Source organism: Streptomyces oryzae (assembly GCF_017676365.1).
In the GTDB taxonomy this organism is placed as follows: domain Bacteria; phylum Actinomycetota; class Actinomycetes; order Streptomycetales; family Streptomycetaceae; genus Streptomyces; species Streptomyces oryzae.
Genome location: NZ_JADKMA010000163.1, coordinates 1 through 17980 on the forward strand (window position 1 = coordinate 1; position 17980 = coordinate 17980).

At 71.2% G+C, this 17980-nt stretch carries 20 protein-coding genes; 12 read left to right on the top strand and 8 right to left on the bottom strand.

What is annotated here, in order from left to right; translation table 11 throughout:
* Positions 1 to 4: 4 nt before the first annotated feature.
* Both ITI46_RS25760 and ITI46_RS25765 read right to left on the bottom strand, forming a co-directional pair.
* On the bottom strand, positions 5 to 721 hold the full coding sequence (locus ITI46_RS25760) for a helix-turn-helix transcriptional regulator (protein WP_209242287.1): 717 nt from the start codon (positions 719 to 721) through the stop codon (positions 5 to 7).
* A gap of 57 nt (positions 722 to 778) precedes the next feature.
* Complete coding sequence (locus ITI46_RS25765) at positions 779 to 1714, bottom strand: AraC family transcriptional regulator (protein WP_247746597.1); 936 nt, start codon at positions 1712 to 1714, stop codon at positions 779 to 781.
* 158 nt (positions 1715 to 1872) lie between these two features.
* Here ITI46_RS25765 and ITI46_RS25770 point away from each other — a divergent pair, with 158 nt between their 5' ends.
* On the top strand, positions 1873 to 2754 hold the full coding sequence (locus ITI46_RS25770; protein WP_209242288.1) for a Rossmann-fold NAD(P)-binding domain-containing protein: 882 nt from the start codon (positions 1873 to 1875) through the stop codon (positions 2752 to 2754).
* A 142-nt stretch (positions 2755 to 2896) separates the two neighbouring features.
* Positions 2897 to 3220: a cupin domain-containing protein gene (locus tag ITI46_RS25775; protein ID WP_209242289.1), complete on the top strand. Its 324-nt coding sequence runs from the start codon at positions 2897 to 2899 to the stop codon at positions 3218 to 3220.
* Positions 3221 to 3263: 43 nt separating this feature from the next.
* Here ITI46_RS25775 and aroQ read toward each other — a convergent pair whose 3' ends face one another.
* Positions 3264 to 3779 carry a type II 3-dehydroquinate dehydratase gene (gene aroQ, locus ITI46_RS25780; RefSeq protein ID WP_209242290.1) on the bottom strand — a complete coding sequence of 172 codons (516 nt, stop codon included), beginning with the start codon at positions 3777 to 3779 and terminating at the stop codon, positions 3264 to 3266.
* A 129-nt stretch (positions 3780 to 3908) separates the two neighbouring features.
* Between aroQ and ITI46_RS25785 the strand changes: the two genes are divergently transcribed.
* The 4 genes from ITI46_RS25785 (at position 3909) to trxA (ending at position 6525) form a co-directional block, all read left to right on the top strand.
* Complete coding sequence (locus ITI46_RS25785) at positions 3909 to 4829, top strand: oxidoreductase (protein WP_209242291.1); 921 nt, start codon at positions 3909 to 3911, stop codon at positions 4827 to 4829.
* Complete coding sequence (locus ITI46_RS25790; protein WP_209242292.1) at positions 4826 to 5563, top strand: response regulator; 738 nt, start codon at positions 4826 to 4828, stop codon at positions 5561 to 5563. Before ITI46_RS25785 ends, ITI46_RS25790 begins: the two co-directional genes overlap by 4 nt.
* A gap of 168 nt (positions 5564 to 5731) precedes the next feature.
* Positions 5732 to 6187, top strand: coding sequence for a MerR family transcriptional regulator (locus tag ITI46_RS25795; protein ID WP_209242293.1), 456 nt, complete (start codon positions 5732 to 5734; stop codon positions 6185 to 6187).
* Positions 6184 to 6525 (top strand): thioredoxin, encoded by a 342-nt coding sequence (gene trxA, locus ITI46_RS25800; RefSeq protein ID WP_280634830.1) that lies wholly within the window; start codon positions 6184 to 6186, stop codon positions 6523 to 6525. The genes ITI46_RS25795 and trxA overlap by 4 nt, the downstream gene beginning before the upstream one ends.
* Before the next feature lie 136 nt (positions 6526 to 6661).
* Here trxA and ppdK read toward each other — a convergent pair whose 3' ends face one another.
* Entirely contained in the window at positions 6662 to 9448 is a 2787-nt protein-coding gene (ppdK, locus tag ITI46_RS25805) for a pyruvate, phosphate dikinase (RefSeq protein WP_209242294.1), read from the bottom strand.
* Between the two features lie 401 nt (positions 9449 to 9849).
* On the opposite strand from ppdK, the gene ITI46_RS25810 reads away from it, so the two are divergent.
* Positions 9850 to 10332 (top strand): gamma-glutamylcyclotransferase family protein, encoded by a 483-nt coding sequence (locus ITI46_RS25810; protein WP_209242295.1) that lies wholly within the window; start codon positions 9850 to 9852, stop codon positions 10330 to 10332.
* Here the strand turns inward: ITI46_RS25810 and dusB are convergent.
* Both dusB and ITI46_RS25820 read right to left on the bottom strand, forming a co-directional pair.
* Positions 10329 to 11474, bottom strand: coding sequence for a tRNA dihydrouridine synthase DusB (gene dusB / locus ITI46_RS25815; protein ID WP_209242296.1), 1146 nt, complete (start codon positions 11472 to 11474; stop codon positions 10329 to 10331). The genes ITI46_RS25810 and dusB overlap by 4 nt on opposite strands.
* A gap of 99 nt (positions 11475 to 11573) precedes the next feature.
* Positions 11574 to 12479 (bottom strand): helix-turn-helix transcriptional regulator, encoded by a 906-nt coding sequence (locus tag ITI46_RS25820; RefSeq protein WP_209242297.1) that lies wholly within the window; start codon positions 12477 to 12479, stop codon positions 11574 to 11576.
* Positions 12480 to 12580: 101 nt separating this feature from the next.
* On the opposite strand from ITI46_RS25820, the gene ITI46_RS25825 reads away from it, so the two are divergent.
* The 3 genes from ITI46_RS25825 to ITI46_RS25835 all read left to right on the top strand — a co-directional run bounded on the left by ITI46_RS25825 (position 12581) and on the right by ITI46_RS25835 (position 15649).
* Positions 12581 to 14059 (top strand): MFS transporter, encoded by a 1479-nt coding sequence (locus tag ITI46_RS25825; RefSeq protein ID WP_209242298.1) that lies wholly within the window; start codon positions 12581 to 12583, stop codon positions 14057 to 14059.
* Between the two features lie 74 nt (positions 14060 to 14133).
* On the top strand, positions 14134 to 14934 hold the full coding sequence (locus ITI46_RS25830) for a HEAT repeat domain-containing protein (protein ID WP_209242299.1): 801 nt from the start codon (positions 14134 to 14136) through the stop codon (positions 14932 to 14934).
* Positions 14935 to 15019: 85 nt separating this feature from the next.
* Positions 15020 to 15649 (top strand): class I SAM-dependent methyltransferase, encoded by a 630-nt coding sequence (locus tag ITI46_RS25835; RefSeq protein ID WP_209242300.1) that lies wholly within the window; start codon positions 15020 to 15022, stop codon positions 15647 to 15649.
* Between the two features lie 61 nt (positions 15650 to 15710).
* On the opposite strand, the gene ITI46_RS25840 is transcribed toward ITI46_RS25835, so the two are convergent.
* Both ITI46_RS25840 and ITI46_RS25845 read right to left on the bottom strand, forming a co-directional pair.
* Positions 15711 to 16310, bottom strand: coding sequence for an MBL fold metallo-hydrolase (locus ITI46_RS25840; protein WP_209242301.1), 600 nt, complete (start codon positions 16308 to 16310; stop codon positions 15711 to 15713).
* A 26-nt stretch (positions 16311 to 16336) separates the two neighbouring features.
* A complete protein-coding gene (locus ITI46_RS25845; protein WP_209242302.1) occupies positions 16337 to 16738 on the bottom strand; it encodes an ATP-binding protein in 402 nt (133 codons plus the stop codon).
* 226 nt (positions 16739 to 16964) lie between these two features.
* Between ITI46_RS25845 and ITI46_RS25850 the strand changes: the two genes are divergently transcribed.
* Entirely contained in the window at positions 16965 to 17804 is an 840-nt protein-coding gene (locus tag ITI46_RS25850) for a helix-turn-helix domain-containing protein (RefSeq protein ID WP_209242303.1), read from the top strand.
* The coding region (locus tag ITI46_RS25855) for a DUF397 domain-containing protein (protein WP_209242304.1) at positions 17801 to 17980 on the top strand (180 nt) is incomplete at its 3' end. The genes ITI46_RS25850 and ITI46_RS25855, both read left to right, overlap by 4 nt.

The following is a 17980-nucleotide window of genomic DNA, read 5'->3' on the forward strand; positions in this document are numbered from 1 at the left end:
CCCCCTAACCGCCCCAACCCCCACCACGCACCAGCTCCGTCATCGGCACCCCCGCAAGCGCACGGTCCTCCCGGGCCAGATGCGCCTGGTCCGCATACCCCGCCCGCAGCGCCGTCTCGGCAAACGGCGTGCCGCCCGCCGCCAGGCGGAGCGCCCGCTGCATCCGCAGCACCCGGCCCAGCGTCTTGGCCCCGTACCCGAACGCATCCCGGCAGCGGCGATGCAGCTGCCGCTCGCTCAGCCCGACCCGGCCGGCGACCTCGGCAACCCTGGCACCGTCCCGCAACTCCGCGACGACCAGTGCCGCGACGGCGTCCTCCGGCAACGCGGCTGACCGCACGGCGGTCAGCCGCCCCGCCGCGACGCTCTCCAGCGCGGCGAGCGGATCACGGGCCTGAACCACCCGCTCGTGCAGCTCGCGCACCTGCCGGCCCGGCCACAGCTCGGCGAGCGGCACTCGCTGGTCGCGCAGTTCCCAGGCGGGTGCGCCGAAGACCCGCGGCCCCGTGCCCGGCGGCAGCCGCAGCCCGTACACCCGGCCGCCCAGCCGTTCGGTGGCCAGATAGGCGCGGGTGTCGGGGCCGGCCACGACGAGTTCGCCGTTCCACAGCAGCAGATCCATACAGCCGTCGGGCAGCACCCGGCCGGTCGTCCCCGCGGGCACAGGGCCGCGCGTCCAGGCCACGGCGCCGGGCAGCCGCGATGCCCGTTCCTCGTACATGCCCCCAGGATGCACCCGCCCACCGACAACGCGGCCGAGAGCGCTCGGCCTCCCGGCTCACCCCTCCGTGTGCCCCGCCAGATACGCCCGGGGGCTGACCCCGCGCAGCCGTTTGAAGGCGGCGCTCAGGGCGAAGCCGTCCGCGTACCCCACCCGGCGGGCGACCGCGCCCAGGGTCGCCCCCTGCTCGCGCAGCAGCCGGGCCGCCAGGTCGATGCGCCAGTGGGCGAGGTAGGTCATGGGCGGTTCGCCGACCAGTTCGGTGAAGCGCCGGGCGAGGTTCGCGCGGGACACCCCGGCCTTGGCCGCGAGCGTCGCCACCGTCCAGGCGTGTCCTGGCTGTTCGTGCAGCAGCCGCAGCGCCACCCCGACCACGGGGTCGCTCTGTGCGCGGTACCAGGCCGGGGCGTGCGCCTCCGGGCGCGCGAACCAGGCGCGCAGCACCGAGACCAGCAGCAGGTCCAGCAGCCGGTCGAGGACCATCTGCTGGCCCGGCGCGTCCTTGACGACCTCGGCGGCGACCAGCGCCATCAGCTCCGAGTCCCACTCCCGCTTCCGCAGCACCAGTACGGGCGGCAGCGCGTCCAGCAGCCGTGCGCTGAGGTCGCCGTGCAGCTGGTAGTTGCCGCTCAGCAGCGCGACGGGGTCGTCCATGCTGCGGCCCCAGGTGCGCACGCCGAGCGCTAGCTCCTCGCACATGTCCACCCCGTCCGGGGTGGTGCAGCAGTCGCCCGGCTGGATCAGCAGTCCCGGCTCGGTGGCCGGGTCGTCGGCGAGCACGTACGGGGCAGGGCCGCGCAGCACCACCACATCGCCCGGCGCCATCCGCACCGGCTGCGGGTCCTCGGAGTGCCACGCCCAGCCCTCGCCGCGCAGCATCGACGCCACGGACAGCGGGGTGCCGTCCTGCACCCGCACGGCCCACGGTGGCGCGAGCACCGCCCGGTGGAAGAGCCCGCCGCGCGCCCGCGCACCGCTGAGCACATCGGTCAGCGCCTCGGTGAGCCCGTCGTTGTGCTCCGTCTGCCGCGCATTGTCCGTGTCCTGCGGAACGACTGCTGTCACCGTCACAACAGCAGCTTAGACGCGCGGACATGGAGCTGAGCCGCTGAGCGATGTTCCTGGCCGCCGGTAAGGCGTTGGCTGGAGCCATGACACAGAACACGCCGACGAACACAGCAACAACGACCAACGCGGCGCAGCAGCACGAAACACCGGCCCCGGTGCTCGTCCTGTGCGGCACCGGAAAGAACGGCAGCAGGGTCGCCGAGCGGCTGCGCGAGCGCGGCCACCCGGTGCGCGTGGGCTCCCGCTCCGGCCGGCCGCCGTTCGACTGGGAGGCGCCCGCCACCTGGGACGGCGCGCTGGAGGGAGCCGGCGCCGTCTTCCTGGTCTGCCAGCCGGACGTGGGCGCCCCCGGTACCGCGGAGGCGGTGCGCGCCTTCGGAGAGCGCGCCGCACGGGCCGGGGTGCGGCGGCTGGTGCTGCTCTCGGCGCGCGGCGAGGACCTGGCGCTCCCGACGGAGCACGCGGTACGGGAAGCGGGCACGGAGTGGACGATCCTGCGCACCAGCTGGTTCTTCCAGAACTTCAGCGAGGGCGTCTTCCTGCCGTACGTCATGGCGGGCGAACTGCCCTTCCCCGCGGGTGAGGTGCGCGAGCCGTTCATCGACGCGGACGACATCGCGGAGGTGGCGGTGGCCGCGCTGACCGGAGAGGGCCTGCACGGCCGGATCCTCGATCTGACGGGACCGCGGCTGCTCACCTTCGGCGAGGCGGTCGCCGAGCTGGCGGCGGCCGGCGGACCGACGGTGCGTTACGTGCCGCTTCCGCCTGAGAAGTACGCCGAATGGCTGGCCGGACAGGGCCTGGAGCCGGAACTGGTGACGTTCCTGAGCGAGCTGTTCGCCCAGCTGATGGACGGCCGCAACGCGGTGGTCTCCGACGGTGTGCGGGAGGTGCTGGGCCGGCCGGCCCGGGACTTCGCCGACTTCGCGCGTGCGGCGGCGGCCGAGGGCGCGTGGCGGGGCTGACCGTCCGGCGGCGCACAGCCCAGGGGGCCCCGGCGGGGCAAAGCCCCGGAGGGAACCGGCGGGGCAAAGCCCGGGGGGGAATCCGCGGCGCCACCGCGGGTCGACCGGTTGCATCGTGTGCCGTGCGAGGCACGATGGACGCATGGATGATGTGACCGCACTGGCAGCCGAGCATCTGGCGCTGGCGAGGAAAGACCCGCACGGCCGCAGCGCGTACCTCTTCCTGCACGACGGACCGCTGCGGCAGTCCGTCATCGCGCTGACGGAGGGATCGTCGCTGGAGGAGCACAACACGCCTCCCGCATCGAGCGTCCACGTCCTCCAGGGCAGCATCCGGCTCACCGAGGGCACCGCCGACCAGGATGTCGGCGCCGGGCAGATCCAGCGCGTGCCGCACCTGCGGCACGGGGTGCTCGCGCTGGAGGACACGGTGTTCATCCTGACGGCGGTAACGGGCACCGACTGACAGCGCGCCGGCAGGCCGGCCGGTGGGGCCGGCGGTGCCCCGGTCAGGCCCCTTCGCGGGCGCGCCACTCCTCGATGCGGTGCAGTACCGAGCGCAGCGCCAGCTCGTAGCCGAAGATGCCGTGTCCTGAGACCATGCCCTGGCACACCGGCGCGGTCACCGAGGTGTGCCGGAAGGGCTCGCGGGCGTGCACGTTGGAGATGTGCACCTCCACACACGGGATGCCGAGCCCGGCGACGGCCTCGATGGCGTCCCGCAGCGCGTAGCTGTAGTGCGCGTAGGCGCCGGGGTTGATGACGATGCCGTCGTCGCCGCTGCGGGTGCCGTGGACGAAGTCGATGAGCGCTCCCTCGCTGTTGCTCTGCGCGCAGCGCACCTCGGCGCCCAGCTCCTTGCCGAGCGCTGTGGTGCGCTCTTCGACGTCCCTGAGGGTGGTGCTTCCGTAGGTGGCCTGGTCGCGTTCGCCGAGCAGGTTGAGGTTGGGACCGTGCAGCAGCAGCACGCGCGGCGCCGCCGAGGGGACGGCGGAGGGCGCAGCAGAGGCAGATTTCGCGTTCATGAGTGCAGCCTAGAGCCCGCCGGGCCGCCCGGTCCGGGTCGCGGCGCTGCTGACCTCGACCGCCGGGTGGCCTGCCGCTAGCCTCCACAAGTGAGGGGGGCTCACCGAAGGCGAGGAGCAGGGCGAGCGATGGGCTGGACAGCGCGGAACATCCCTGACCAGAGCGGCCGTACGGCCGTCGTGACCGGCGCCAACAGCGGGCTCGGCCTCGTGACCGCCCGGGAGCTGGCCCGCCGCGGCGCCCGGGTGGTGCTGGCCTGCCGGGACGAGGAGCGCGGCGCCCGGGCACGGGACGAGATCGTCCAGGAGCTCCCCGAGGCGGGCCCGCGCACCGAGCTGCGCAAGCTGGACCTGGGCGACCTCGCGTCGGTGCGGGCGTTCGCCAAGGAGCTGCCGGACGACCGGGTGGACATGCTCATCAACAACGCGGGTGTGATGGCGCTGCCGTACGGCAGGACGGCGGACGGCTTCGAGCGGCAGTTCGGCGTCAACCACCTGGGGCACTTCGCCCTCACCGGGCTGCTGCTGGACCGGCTGCTGGCCGCACCCACGCCCCGCGTGGTCACCGTCTCCAGCGGCGCCCACGCGCTGGCCAACATCGACATCGCGGACCTCAACAGCGAGCACTCCTATCGCCGCTGGATCGCCTACGGCCGCTCCAAGACCGCCAATCTGCTCTTCACCCACGAGCTGGCCCGCCGCCTCGCCGACACCCCGCTGATCGCCGCGGCCGCGCACCCCGGCTACGCGGCCACCAACCTCCAGACCGCCGGTGCGCGCCTGGAGGGCAGGAAGGCCGTCGAGCGGGTGATGGAGCTGGGCAACAGGCTCGTCGCGCAGTCGGCCGACGCAGGCGCGCTGCCGACGCTGTACGCGGCGACGGCCGACGGTGTGGCCCCGGACTCCTTCACGGGGCCACGGCTGCTGGGCTGGCGCGGTGCCCCCGCACCGTCCTGGCGGGCTCCGTGGACGCTCAGCGATGTGGCGGCCGAGCGGCTGTGGGCGGCCTCCGAGCAGCTGACGGGGGTCACCTACGGGGTGCCTTCGTGATCCGCGTACTGGTCGTCGACGACGACTTCATGGTGGCCAGGCTGCACAGCACGCTGGTCTCACGGGTGCCGGGGTTCGAGGTCGCGGCAGTGGCGCACTCCGGTGCGGAGGCGCTGCAGCTCGTGCGGGAGACGTCACCCGATCTGGTGCTGCTCGATCTGTATCTGCCCGATGTGAGCGGCCTGGAGGTGCTGCGGCAGCTGCGCGGTGCCGGTGTGCCCGGCGGAGGTCCCGACGTACTGGTGATCACAGCGGCACGGGACGCCGCGAGCGTACGGGCCGCACGGCACGGCGGCGCTGTGCAGTACGTCGTCAAACCGTTCGAGGGGCGGCTGCTGAGCGAGCGGCTGGAGCGGTACGCGCAGGAGCGGCGGGAGTTCGAGTCGCTGACCGCACCCGGCCAGGAGGAGCTGGACCGGGTCTTCGCCGGCGCCCCCGGCACACCGGGCGCACCGGCCGGGGCCCCCGAGGGCGCCGCCGTGGCCACCCGTACGACCCCCGCCCGCACCCTCCCCAAAGGGCTGACCGAGCAGACCGCTGCCCTGGTGCGCACCGCGCTCGACGCCAGCCCCCGGGAGACCGGCCTCTCCGCCTCCGAGTGCGCCGAACACAGCGGCCTGTCGCGGGTCAGCGCCCGCCGTTACCTGGAGCACTTCGTCGCGACCGGCACGGCACGGGTCACCCTGCGCTACGGCACCACAGGCCGCCCCGAACGCCGCTATCACCGGGTGTGAGAGGGCGCGGGGCGCCAGCAGCCCCGGCGTCCCCGATCGCCCCCCTGGCAATGAACTCGGCGACTGTTGCGTTGACGTCAGCGTCAACCCATAGCGTGCCGAGCACCGTACGAGAGCACGGCAGAGCGCTGAAGAACACGGCATGCGAGCGGCGGAAAGGAGTGCCGTATGCGCATCGGAGAGCTGGCGAAGCGCGCCGGTACGACCACACGGACCCTGCGGTACTACGAGTCGCGGGGACTGCTGACCGTGGCACGGGACGCGCACGGCCACCGTACGTTCGGCGAGGACGACCTGCGGGTGCTGCGGCAGATCAGGACGCTGCGGGAGAACGGCTTCGAGCTGGAGGAGACCCGCCCGTTCGTGGAATGTCTGCGCGCCGGTCACCCGGCGGGCGACTCCTGCCCCGACTCGCTGGAGGTCTACCGCCGCAAGCTCGCCGAACTGGACGCGTGCATGGCCGAACTGCGCTCCGTACGGGACGAGGTCGCAGGCCGGCTGGCCCGCGCCGAGGTCGAGGCCGCAGCGGGCTCCCCGCACGGCCCCGAACCGCGGTGCGAGCTGAGCCCGCCCGGCCCGTCGCCGGACACGCCACAGGGAAGACAGGGAGCCGAAGGACCATGAGCGCAACAACCGCACACCTGCGGGAAGTCACGGACGCGACGTTCGCCGAGGAGGTGCTGCGCTCCGACATCCCCGTACTGGTCGACTTCACCGCCGACTGGTGCCCGCCCTGCCGTATGGTCGCCCCCGTACTGGCCCAGATCGCCGAGGAGCGCGCGGACACCCTGAAGGTCGTCTCCCTCGATGTGGACCGCAACCCCGAGACGCAGGCGGCCTACGGCGTTCTGTCGATGCCGACGCTGATTCTCTTCCGTAACGGCGAGCCCGCCCGCTCGGTGGTCGGCGCCCAGCCCAAGCGCCGCCTGGTCGAACAACTGGGCCTGGACGAGGCGCGCTGAGACGGCAATCAGCGCAGCAGCCGAAGCGACGCCGCAGCAGAAATGGAGGCGGCACCCCCGCACGGGTGCCGCCTCCTGGTCCGGGGCCGGTCCGCGGTGAGGGTGGTGCGGAACGGGAGCCCGGCGGTTGAATGGCTTACTCGGAAACGCGCTGCTGCGCCGCCGCGCGGCCTGCCTCCAGGCGGGCCACCGGGATCCGGAAGGGCGAGCAGGAGACGTAGTCGAGACCCACGTCGTGGAAGAAGTGCACCGACTCCGGGTCACCGCCGTGCTCACCGCAGACGCCGAGCTTGAGGTCCGGCCGGGTGGCCCGGCCGGCCTCCGCCGCGCTGCGGACCAGCGAGCCGACGCCGTCCTTGTCGATGGTCTCGAACGGTGAGACCCCGAAGATGCCCTTCTCCAGGTACGCCGTGAAGAAGCTGGCCTCCACGTCGTCGCGGCTGAACGCCCACACGGTCTGGGTGAGGTCGTTGGTGCCGAAGGAGAAGAAGTCCGCGCACTCGGCGATCTGGCCGGCGGTGAGGGCCGCGCGGGGCAGCTCGATCATCGTGCCGAGGGTGAGCCCGAGGTCCACGTTGTGCTCGCGCTCGATCTCCGCGATGACCTGCTCGGCCTCCTCGCGGACGAGCTCCAGCTCCTGCACGGTGCCGACCAGCGGAATCATGATCTCGGCCCGCGGGTCGCCGCCGGCGGCCTTGCGCTCGGCCGACGCCTCGGCGATGGCGCGGATCTGCATGGTGAACAGGCCGGGGATGACCAGGCCGAGCCGGACGCCGCGCAGGCCCAGCATGGGGTTCTGCTCGTGCAGCCGGTGGACGGCCTGGAGGAGCCGCAGGTCGTTCTCGTTGGCGTCCTTGCGGGACTCCGCCAGCGCGACGCGTACCGACAGCTCGGTGATGTCCGGCAGGAACTCGTGCAGCGGCGGGTCCAGCAGCCGCACCGTCACCGGCAGGCCGTCCATCGACTCGAACAGCTCGACGAAGTCGCCCTTCTGCAGCGGCAGCAGCGCGCCCAGCGCCTGCTCGCGCTCGTTCTCGGTGTCGGCGAGAATCAGCCGCTCGACCAGCTCCCGCCGCTCCCCGAGGAACATGTGCTCGGTACGGCACAGGCCGATGCCCTGGGCGCCGAACCGGCGCGCCCGCGCTGCGTCCTCGGCGTTGTCGGCGTTGGCCCGCACCCGCAGCCGGCGTACCCGGTCCGCGTACGCCATGATCCGGTGGACGGCCTTGACCAGCTCGTCCGCGTCGTCGGCACCGGCGTGCATCCGGCCCTCGAAGTACTCCACGACCGGGGACGGCACGACCGGCACCTCACCGGCGTACACCTTGCCGCTGGAGCCGTCGATGGAGACGACGTCGCCCTCCTCGATGACCCGTCCGTCCTGGGTCTTCAGGCAGCGCCGTTTGGTGTCGACCTCCAGCTCCTCGGCGCCGCACACACAGGTCTTGCCCATGCCGCGGGCGACGACGGCGGCGTGCGAGGTCTTGCCGCCGCGCGAGGTGAGGATGCCCTCGGCCGCGAGCATGCCGTCCAGGTCGTCAGGGTTGGTCTCGCGGCGGATGAGGATGACCTTCTCGCCGGAGCGGGACCACTTGATCGCGGTGTAGGAGTCGAACACGGCCTTGCCGACGGCGGCGCCCGGCGAGGCGGCGATGCCCCAGCCGATCTGGTCGGCGTCCTTGACCCCGCCGTTGCTGTCGAACCGCGGGAACATCAGCTGCGCGAGCTGGGTGCCGTTGACCCGCTGCAGCGCCTCGGCCTCGTCGATCAGCCCCTGGTCGACGAGCTGGGTGGCGATCCGGAAGGCGGCGGCAGCGGTGCGCTTGCCGACCCGCGTCTGGAGCATCCACAGCTTGCCGCGCTCGATGGTGAACTCGATGTCGCACAGATCCCGGTAGTGGTTCTCCAGGGTCTCCATGATCTGCATCAGCTGGTCGTACGACGCCTTGTCCAGCTGCTCAAGATCGGCCAGCGGCACGGTGTTGCGGATGCCGGCGACGACGTCCTCGCCCTGCGCGTTCTGCAAGTAGTCGCCGTAGACGCCCTGCTGGCCGCTGGCCGGGTCGCGGGTGAAGGCGACGCCGGTGCCGGAGTCGGGGCCGAGGTTGCCGAAGACCATCGAGCAGATGTTGACGGCGGTGCCCAGGTCGTGCGGGATGCGCTCCTGGCGGCGGTAGAGTCGGGCGCGGCTGCCGTTCCACGAGTCGAAGACCGCGCGCACGGCCAGGTCCATCTGCTCGCGCGGGTCCTGCGGGAACTCGCGGCCGGTCTCCTCGGAGACGATCGACTTGAACTTGCCGACCAGCTCCTTGAGATCGTCGGCCTTCAGGTCCACGTCGGTCTTGGCGCCGCGCGCGCTCTTGGCCTCGTCCAGGGTCTCGGAGAACCGCTCGCCGTCGATACCGAGCACGGTGTCACCGAACATCTGGATGAGACGGCGGTAGGAGTCCCACGCGAAGCGCTCGTCGCCGGACTGGGCCGCCAGCCCGTGCACGGACTCGTCGGAGAGCCCGATGTTGAGGACGGTGTCCATCATTCCGGGCATGGAGAACTTGGCGCCGGAGCGCACGGAGACCAGCAGCGGGTCGTCCGCCTGGCCGAGCTTCTTGCCCATCCGCGCCTCCAGCGCGGCCAGGTGCTCGCTCACCTGGTCACGGAGCGCCGCGGGGGCTTCGCCGGACTCCAGGTATGCCTTGCAGGCTTCGGTGGTGATGGTGAAGCCGGGAGGGACGGGCAGACCGAGGTTGGTCATCTCGGCGAGGTTGGCTCCCTTCCCGCCGAGGAGATCCTTGAGGTCCTTGTTGCCCTCACTGAAGTCATAGACGAACTTCCGCTGCTGCGACTGCTGCTGGGACTGCTGCTGCGACGCGCCTACTGCGGACTCTGCGTTCGCGGACTCTGTGTTCTTCGCGTGAACCGGCACCGGACTCGGCTCCTCGTGGTCGGTTGCCCTGACGGCGGGGAGCGTACCCAGATCAAAGGCTTACGAGTACGTCCAGCAGCATGTCACACGGCCGTAACCACCCGTGTGCCGAGAGATCGAAAGTGCCCGGCCCTTCAGGCTGATTGGGTGTGCCATTCAAGACTCGAATTGATGGCTACGGTGAGCTGAACGGATCACGAAATTCGGCACGGTGGGTAGTCACCATCTACAACCAAGGAACCAAGGGTCGGTAAAACCGTGGGCCGCTCCTTGGAGGTCTGCAGCTCACATTTGAGCGCTCATTTGAGCGGGGCACCGATCAAGGTGGCGGGAATCACTCGGCTGAACGGGTGAACGTCTCACCATGCGGACCGCCATCCCCTCGGCAGTAGATTGCCGAAATGACCTCCCGCTTCTCCCGCCTCTCCCCCGTCGACAGCGCGGCGGACGCGCTCTTCGTCTACGGCACCCTCCGCTTCCGCCGCATACTTGCCGCCCTGCTCGGCCGCGTACCGTCCGGCACCCCCGCCACCGCCTCCGGCTGGCGCACCGCCGCACTCGCCGGCCGCCCCTACCCCGGGCTGGTTCCGGCCCCCGGACAGACCGCCTCCGGGCTGCTGCTGAGCGGACTGAGCCCCCGCGAGTGGCGCATTCTGGACGACTTCGAGGACGACGAATACGAGCTGGTCCCGCTCGCTGTGGAGAGCGGGACCAGGGGATACCCGGGGCCCGGCACGGTCTGGTCGTACACGTGGGCAGCCCCGGGCGATGTCCGTACGGGGAACTGGGAAGCGGACACCTTCGCCGAGCGGCAGTTGGACCGCTACGCCGCACGGCTGGAGGAGGCAGAAAGGGGCAGCTCCTCCCCGGAAGGGGCGGACTAACCGCCGGAGGTGTCCAGTTCGGCGTCGGCGCCGATGCCGGCGGCGCACTCGTACGGGTCGTCCAGCCAGCCGTCGGGCAGCACGACCTTGTTGCGCGAGTGGGTACGGCCGCGCGGTCCGTCGGCGCCTTCCGGCCACTCCTGGGTGAGGTCCAGCTCGTCCAGCAGCGCCCGCAGCTCCTCCAGCGAGCCCGCGACGGCGAGCCGCTTGCGCATCTCGGAGCCGACCGAGAAGCCCTTGGTGTACCAGGCGACGTGCTTGCGGAAGTCGATGACACCGCGCGCCTCGTCCCCCAGCCACTCCCCCAGCAGCCGCGCGTGCCGCACCATCACCTCGGCGACCTCGGCCAGCGTGGGCCGGGCGTAAGCGCGCGTGCCGTCTCCGTCCCCGGCCAGCGCGGCCACCAGATCGGCGAACAGCCAGGGCCGGCCCAGGCAGCCCCGGCCCACCACGACGCCGTCGCAGCCGGTCTCCCGCATCATGCGCACCGCGTCGTCGGCCGACCAGATGTCGCCGTTGCCCAGCACCGGGATCTCCGGGACGGCCTCCTTCAGCCGCGCGATGGCGTCCCAGTCAGCGGTTCCGCCGTAGTGCTGCGCTGCCGTGCGGCCGTGCAGGGCGATGGCGGTGATGCCCTCCCCGACGGCGATGCGCCCGGCGTCCAGATAGGTCAGGTGGCCGTCGTCGATGCCCTTGCGCATCTTCATCGTCACCGGCAGTCCGCCCGCATTGGTCACCGCCTCGTGCAGGATGGCCCGCAGCAGCGGCCGCTTGTACGGCAGCGCCGAGCCGCCGCCCTTGCGGGTGACCTTGGGGACGGGGCAGCCGAAGTTGAGGTCGATGTGGTCGGCCAGATCCTCGTCGGCGATCATCCGCACCGCCTTGCCGACGGTCACCGGATCGACCCCGTACAGCTGGATGGAGCGCGGCTTCTCGCTCGCGTCGAAGTGGACGAGCTGCATCGTCTTCTCGTTCCGCTCCACCAGCGCCCGGGTGGTGATCATCTCGCTGACGAACAGCCCGCGCCCGCCGGAGAACTCCCGGCACAGCGTCCGGAACGGGGCGTTGGTGATCCCAGCCATCGGCGCCAGCACGACGGGCGGCTGGACGGTGTGCTCTCCGATGTGCAGCGGCTGGGCCATGAGCAGGCGTTCCTCCGGGTCGTTCGGTGTACGGGGGCAGCTCCCCATTGTCCCCCATTCGGATCCGGGCCCGCCGCCGCGGCTCAGCGCCCGGTCTGCTCACCGCCTCCGTTGATCTGAAGCAGGGTCTTCGATGATCCGGAGCAGACGCTCCACCCGCGCATGGGTCTGCTCGTCCTGCGGTACGTACGTGCCCAGGCGCGCGCCCTCGGCCGGGCCGAGCCACAGGCCGTGGTAGTTGAAGGACACCATTCCCACGTGCCGGTTGCGGAAGCGCTTGGTCTGGTCGACCGCGCGGGCCACCTCGTGCCGCTCCCACAGCTCGCGGAACTCAGGCGAGGACCGCTCCATCCGCTTCAGCAGGGCCTTCCACGCGGGCTCGGCCAGATGCTCGGCCATCCGGGAGCGGAAGCGGGCCGCCATCAGCCGGATCGTCTCCTGCCGGTCCGGCATGGCCGCGGCCCAGTCGGGATCGGTGAAGGCGAGCCACATGCAGTTGCGGTCCTCGGGCGGATGCGCGTCCAGATCGCCGAGCAGCCGGCCGTAGGTGCGGTTGTAGGCCACGATGTCGTAGCGCGCGTTCTGCACACAGGCCGGGAACGGTTCGAGCTGGGTGAGCAGTTGCCGGATGCCGGGCGGCAGCACCGTCGTCTCGTTCGCGGGCGTCGGATCGGCGGTGCCGGCGAGCGCGAACAGATGAGCGCGCTCGCTGGAGTCGAGCATCAGCGCCCGGGAGAGGGAGTCCAGCACCTGCGCCGAGACCTGGATGTCCCGGGCCTGCTCCAGCCATGTGTACCAGGTCACGCCGACCGTCGAGAGATGCGCCACCTCCTCGCGGCGCAGCCCCGGAGTACGGCGGCGCGGGCCTCTGGGCAGCCCCACCTGTTCCGGGGTGATCCGCTCCCGCCTGCTGCGCAGGAAGGCCGCGAGCTCTTCGCGGCGCACGCTGTCGGCGGGGGCGGGCGCGGGGGCCTCCGAGGCGAGAGGGTCGGTGCTGACGCTCATGGAACCAGGATGCGGCACGCCGCATCCTGTTGCCAGGTAGTCCTTGTACCAGGATGAGGACCGTCTGGTACCTGGCTGGCGAGTGGCAGAGGCTCGTTGCCATGAGTCACGACGCCACCACCACGACCGCGCGGCCCGGGCCCGGCGACCGGCGGGCTGCACCTCCGGCAGGCGGGGCGAGCGCGCCCCGGCTCCCTGCCGTACTCCGCCCCCTCGGCCTGTTCACACTGCTGCTGGGCGCGGCGCTGCCCATGATCGATTTCTTTGTCGTCAACGTCGCGTTCCCGAGCATCGAGGCCGACCTGGACGCCTCTCCGGCAGCGCTGGAGATGGTCGTCGCCAGTTACGCCGTCGCCTACGCGTCGCTGCTCGTCCTCGGCGGACGCCTGGGCGATACCTTCGGACGGCGGCGGCTCTTCCTCTGGGGCGTCCTCGCCTTCGGTGTCACCTCCCTCGCCTGCGGTTTCGCGCCCGGCGTGTGGTGGCTGATCTCCGCGCGGCTGGCGCAGGGGGCGGCCTCCGCGATGATGTTCCCGCAAGTGCTCGCCACCATCCACGCCACCAGCGAGGGCCGGGTGCGGGCCCGCGCCATCAGCCTGTTCGGCTCGGTCGGCGGGATATCCATCGTCACCGGCCAGGTGCTGGGCGGCGTACTGGTCGCCGCCGATCTGGCGGGCACCGGCTGGCGGGCGATCTTCCTGATCAACGTTCCCGTGGTGCTGCTCGCGCTGGCGCTGGGCGCCCGTACGGTGCCGGACAGCCGCTCGGAAGCGCCCGCGCGGGGCGACATCGCCGGAACCGTACTGCTGGCGTGCGGACTTGTCGCACTGCTGCTCCCGCTGACGGAGGGGCGCGCGGCGGGGTGGCCGTGGTGGTCGGTGGCGCTGCTGGGCGTCGCGGTGGTGCTGGCGTCCTGCTTCTTCGCCGTCGAACGCAGGGAGGAGCGGGAGGGCCGCAGTCCACTGCTGCCGCCCTCGCTGCTACGCGAGTCCGGCGTACGACGCGGACTGCTCGCTGGTGCGCCGATCTTTCTGGGCTTCAGCAGCTTCATGTTCGAGAGTGCGCTGCTGTTGCAGCAGGGGCTGCACTATGGGGCTCTCAAAGCGGGCCTCACCCTGGTGCCGATGGGGCTCGCGCAGTTCAGCGCTTCCGTAATGGCACCCTGGCTGACCGAACGGCTCGGCGCGGGGCGCGTGCTGGCGCTCAGCGCTGTGGCGCAGGGCGCGGGGCTGGGGGCGCTGCTGGTGGCCGTCTTCGCCGGGTGGCCCGGTCTGCCGCCGGTCGCACTGGCGCCGGGGCTGGCGCTGTGCGGCGCAGGGCAGGGGCTGCAACTGCCCACGTATTTCCGCGTCCTGCTGTCGGGCGTCCCCGCCGCCCGCGCCGGTGCGGGCAGCGGCCTCGCCGCCACGGCCCAGCAGTCAGGGCTCGCACTGGGCGTCGCCACGCTGGGCTCCCTCTTCCTCGCCCTGATCCCGCACTTCGGCATGCGGGAAGCGCTGGGTGCGGTGCTGGCGGTACAGGGTTGCGGGCTGCTGGGTCTGGTGGCGGTCGGGCTGCGGATGCCTCGCTCGGTGGGGTGATCGGTGGGGTGAGAGGGGGCTTGGGAACCGGCCGCCTGGCAGGGGCTGGGAACCGGCCGCCTAGCATTCCTGCCATGGCCATGTTCGTGCACTTGACGTCGGCGGCGAACGCGCCGCGTATCCGGCGGTCCGGAATCCGCGCGGCCGGTCGCGGCCACGACGGTGCACGCGGGGTGTACTGCTTTCCGGTACTTCCCTCCTACACCCTCACCCACCAATGGCTGCGCGAACTGGCCCGGTTCGGCAACAGGGGCGGGCTGGTGGCCGTCCATGTGCGGCTGCCCGACGACCAGCAGGTGCACGTGGGGCGGTACGCGCGCGAACACGCCACCGTCCCCGCGGCCGAGGCGGTACGGCGCATCGCCGCGCTGGAGGACCCGCGCGGCTGGGAGGTGTTCGTCCCTCGCGCCGTCCGGCCGCGCGAGGTGCACCGGATCCGCACCGCTCCGCAGGTGGCGGGCTGGCGCTACTGGCCGGACGCGCACGGCGTACGGCCCTGCACCTGCGACGGTTGCCGGGTACGCGGCGAGTACGGATCGCGGCGGCTGCGCGAGCGGTTGCCGCATCCGCTGGACGGTCCACCGCCGCCCGCCAGGGTGCTGCTCGCGCGGGTCGCCGCAGCCGGTACGCCCGGAGACCCGGCCGAACTCCGGGAGATCCTGCACTGGTTCGGCAAGCGCCGCCGCGGCCCCCTCGCCCAACTGGCCCCGCTCGCCGCGCACCCCGACCCAGGGGTACGCGAGGACTTCGTGTGGGCCGTCTGCCGCTGGTCCACCCCGGGAGTGGCCGAACTGCTGGACGGGCTCACCGGCGACCCGGACCAGGATGTCCGCGAGGCGGTGGAGACGGTCCGTACGGCGCGGGCGGACAGCTGACGGCGCTGATTGCCGGCGGCGCTGTTTGTGGCGCGGGCGGGGTCGGAGAAGCCGCGAACATGCGCTGCTGTTAGCTTCCTTCTCCGTGATGGGGCACCAGGACGAGACCAGGGCGGCCTATGACGGGGTCGTCGAGCTGTATGCGTCGATGTTCGCGGGCAAGCTGGAGACGCAGCCGTTCTCGCGGAACATGATCGGCACCTTCGCCGAACTGGTGCGCGGAACAGGGAACCTGCGGGCGGCCGACGTCGGGTGCGGGCCCGGACATCTGACGGCCATGCTGCACGGCCTGGGGCTGGACGCCTTCGGGCTCGACCTCTCCCCGGCCATGGTCGACCACGCCCGGCGGGCCCATCCGGCGCTGCGGTTCGACGAGGCGCGGATGGAGGCCCTGCCGGTCGAGGACGGCACGCTCGGCGGCGTACTGGCCCACTACTCGATGATCCACACCCCGCCTGCGGAGTTGCCCGCGCTGCTCGCCGAGCAGGTGCGGGTCCTGGCACCAGGGGGTCTGCTCCTGGTCTCGTTCTTCGCGACCGACGGTCCGGAGCCGGTCCGCTTCGACCACAAGGTGGCTCCTGCCTACAGCTGGCCGGCGGAGCAGTTCGCCGAGTTGCTGACCGGCGCCGGGCTCGTCCCGTTCGCCCGGCTGCTCCACGACCCGGCCTCCGAACGGGGCTTCCTCGACGCCCACTTGCTGGCCCGCCTCCGCTAGAGCGTGCCCGAGTACCCGGACGTCCTCGCAGGCGCCGGACTCGCCCGTTGAGGGCCTTCCCTCAGGCCGATTCCCCGGGGCGCAGGTAGCGGTAACCGCTGTCCGTCTCCCGCGTCAGCCAGCCGTTGACACTGCTCAGACCGCGCTCGTTGAGCTGCGCTTCATGGATCGCGAAGGACCGCTGGGGCCGCACCGCCCTGACGAAGTCGATGACCTCCGTCGTCTTCACCCACGAACCGTGCACCGGAACCAGCAGCGTCTCCACCGGCTGCTCGGGCACATGGAGTGAGTCGCCGGGGTGGTAGACCGTCTCGTCGACGAGATAGCCGAGATTCGCGCAGTCCGGCCGCCCGTCGTGGACCATCGCGTGCCGGCCGCCGACCGGCCGTACGCGGAAGCCCGCCGCGGTGAACTCCACGCCGGGCGCCACCGCGGTCGTCCTCACCCCTGGGAGGTCTGCCGCAGCCGGCGCGTGGACCTGTACGCCGCCGAGCCCGGCCAGCCGGAGGGCATCGGCGTGATCGGCGTGCTCATGAGTCACCAGCACCGCGTCCGCGCCGGTCAGTGCGGAGGGCTCGCTCCAGATCCCGGGGTCGATGACCAGCACGCGGCCCTCGTGCTCCAGCCGCACACACGCGTGGGTGTACTTCGTGATCCGCATGGCGCCCAACGTACTCGGCGGCTGCGCTAGCCGCGGTGCGCGGCAAGGTGCACCCACACTGTTTTACCCGCCCCCGTGCGGGGGCGTACGCCCCATGCTTGGGAGAGGGCGTCCACCAGGAGTAATCCGCGGCCCGATGTCTCTTCCGGGTCCGGCTTGCGGAGTTCCGGCATCTCCCACTGGTACGAGTCGGAGATCTCCAGTACGAGGATGCCGTCCCGGCTGCGGAGGACGAGTTCGAAGTAGTCGCCGATTCCCCGTGCCGTGTGGGTGACCGCGTTGGTCGCCAACTCGCTTGTGATGAGCGCCGCGTCCTCGCCGAGGTGTCCGAGCTTCCACCCTATGAGCACCAGCCGCACGTGATCCCGTGCTTTGGGGACGGAGGCTCTGCTGATGCGGAACCTTGCGGTGTTCGTACGCCCGGGCATGGGGCCTCCCCGGTGGGCGGATGAGCAGAGTGGGTCTCACTCTCCGTACCCGTTCTGGCGCGAGGAGTGAGGTGACTCACGCTATGCCCGCATCTCGGGTTGTGCAAGCTTGCATATGAGTAACTTGCATTCAGCTGCGACCGAACTCCCGGACGTGTACGGTGCGTTCGGCACAACTGCACATGCAGGGAAGGGAATGGCCATGCCCGCAGGTGGGCGCCCCACGATGCGCAGCCGACGCCTCGGGGCAACACTCCGCCGCCTCCGCGAGGCAGCAAGACTGGATCAACAGCAGGCAGCCGACTACATCGCGGGGTCGACAGCGAAGATCAGCCGCGTGGAGTCCGGCCAGGTAGCCGCGCGCCCGGGGGACGTACGTCTGTTACTGGAGCTGTACGGGGTCGAGGACCCGGAAATCTTCCGGCACCTTGAGCAGTTGGCGCGAAACGCCAACAAACGAGGTTGGTGGCTCGACTACCGGGTCTCGCCAGAGCTGAGCGACTACATCGCGCTGGAGCAAGACGCGACGTTCATTCGCACGTGGCAGACCGTCCTGATCCCCGGGCTGCTGCAAACGGCCGAGTACACACGGACGTTGGTCGAGGGCAATCCATCCGTGACGGACCCCGACGTTGTCGAGCAAGTCGTCAAAATGCGGCAGCAGCGCCGCCGCAAGTTTGAAGAGTCCGGGGCACGCTATAGCGCAGTCATCTGGGCGCCCGCCCTGACCGATCCCATGCCCTCGCGCGAAGTCCACAAGAACCAGCTCTCGGACCTGCTCGAAGCCATTACTCGCCCGAACGTCACCTTCCAAGTGTTGCCGACCAGGGAATGGGCCGCTGCGCGCTCTGCACCCACCTTCGTCATGCTCTCCTTCGACGGTGAGTGGTCGCCCTCTGCTGTAGGGCAAGAGACGCATCACAACGTGGCCATCACAGAAGACGAGACCGAAATCGCCGCCTACGCACATTCGTTCGACCAGCTACGCTCGGTGGCGCTGACTCCGGCCGACAGCCGGAGATTCATCGCGAACGCGCTGAACGCCATTACCGAGGAGACCGAGTGAGTGGCGAGCTGATCACCACCCCGTTCTACAAGTCGAGCTACTCAGGTTCCGATCCGAACCACGAATGTGTCGAGGTCGCCCACACCTCCACCGGCGGGCGGGCGGTCCGGGACAGCAAGGATCCGGCTCGCGGGACCGTGTATTTCGGGGCGGCGGCGTGGGGGGCGTTCGTCAGG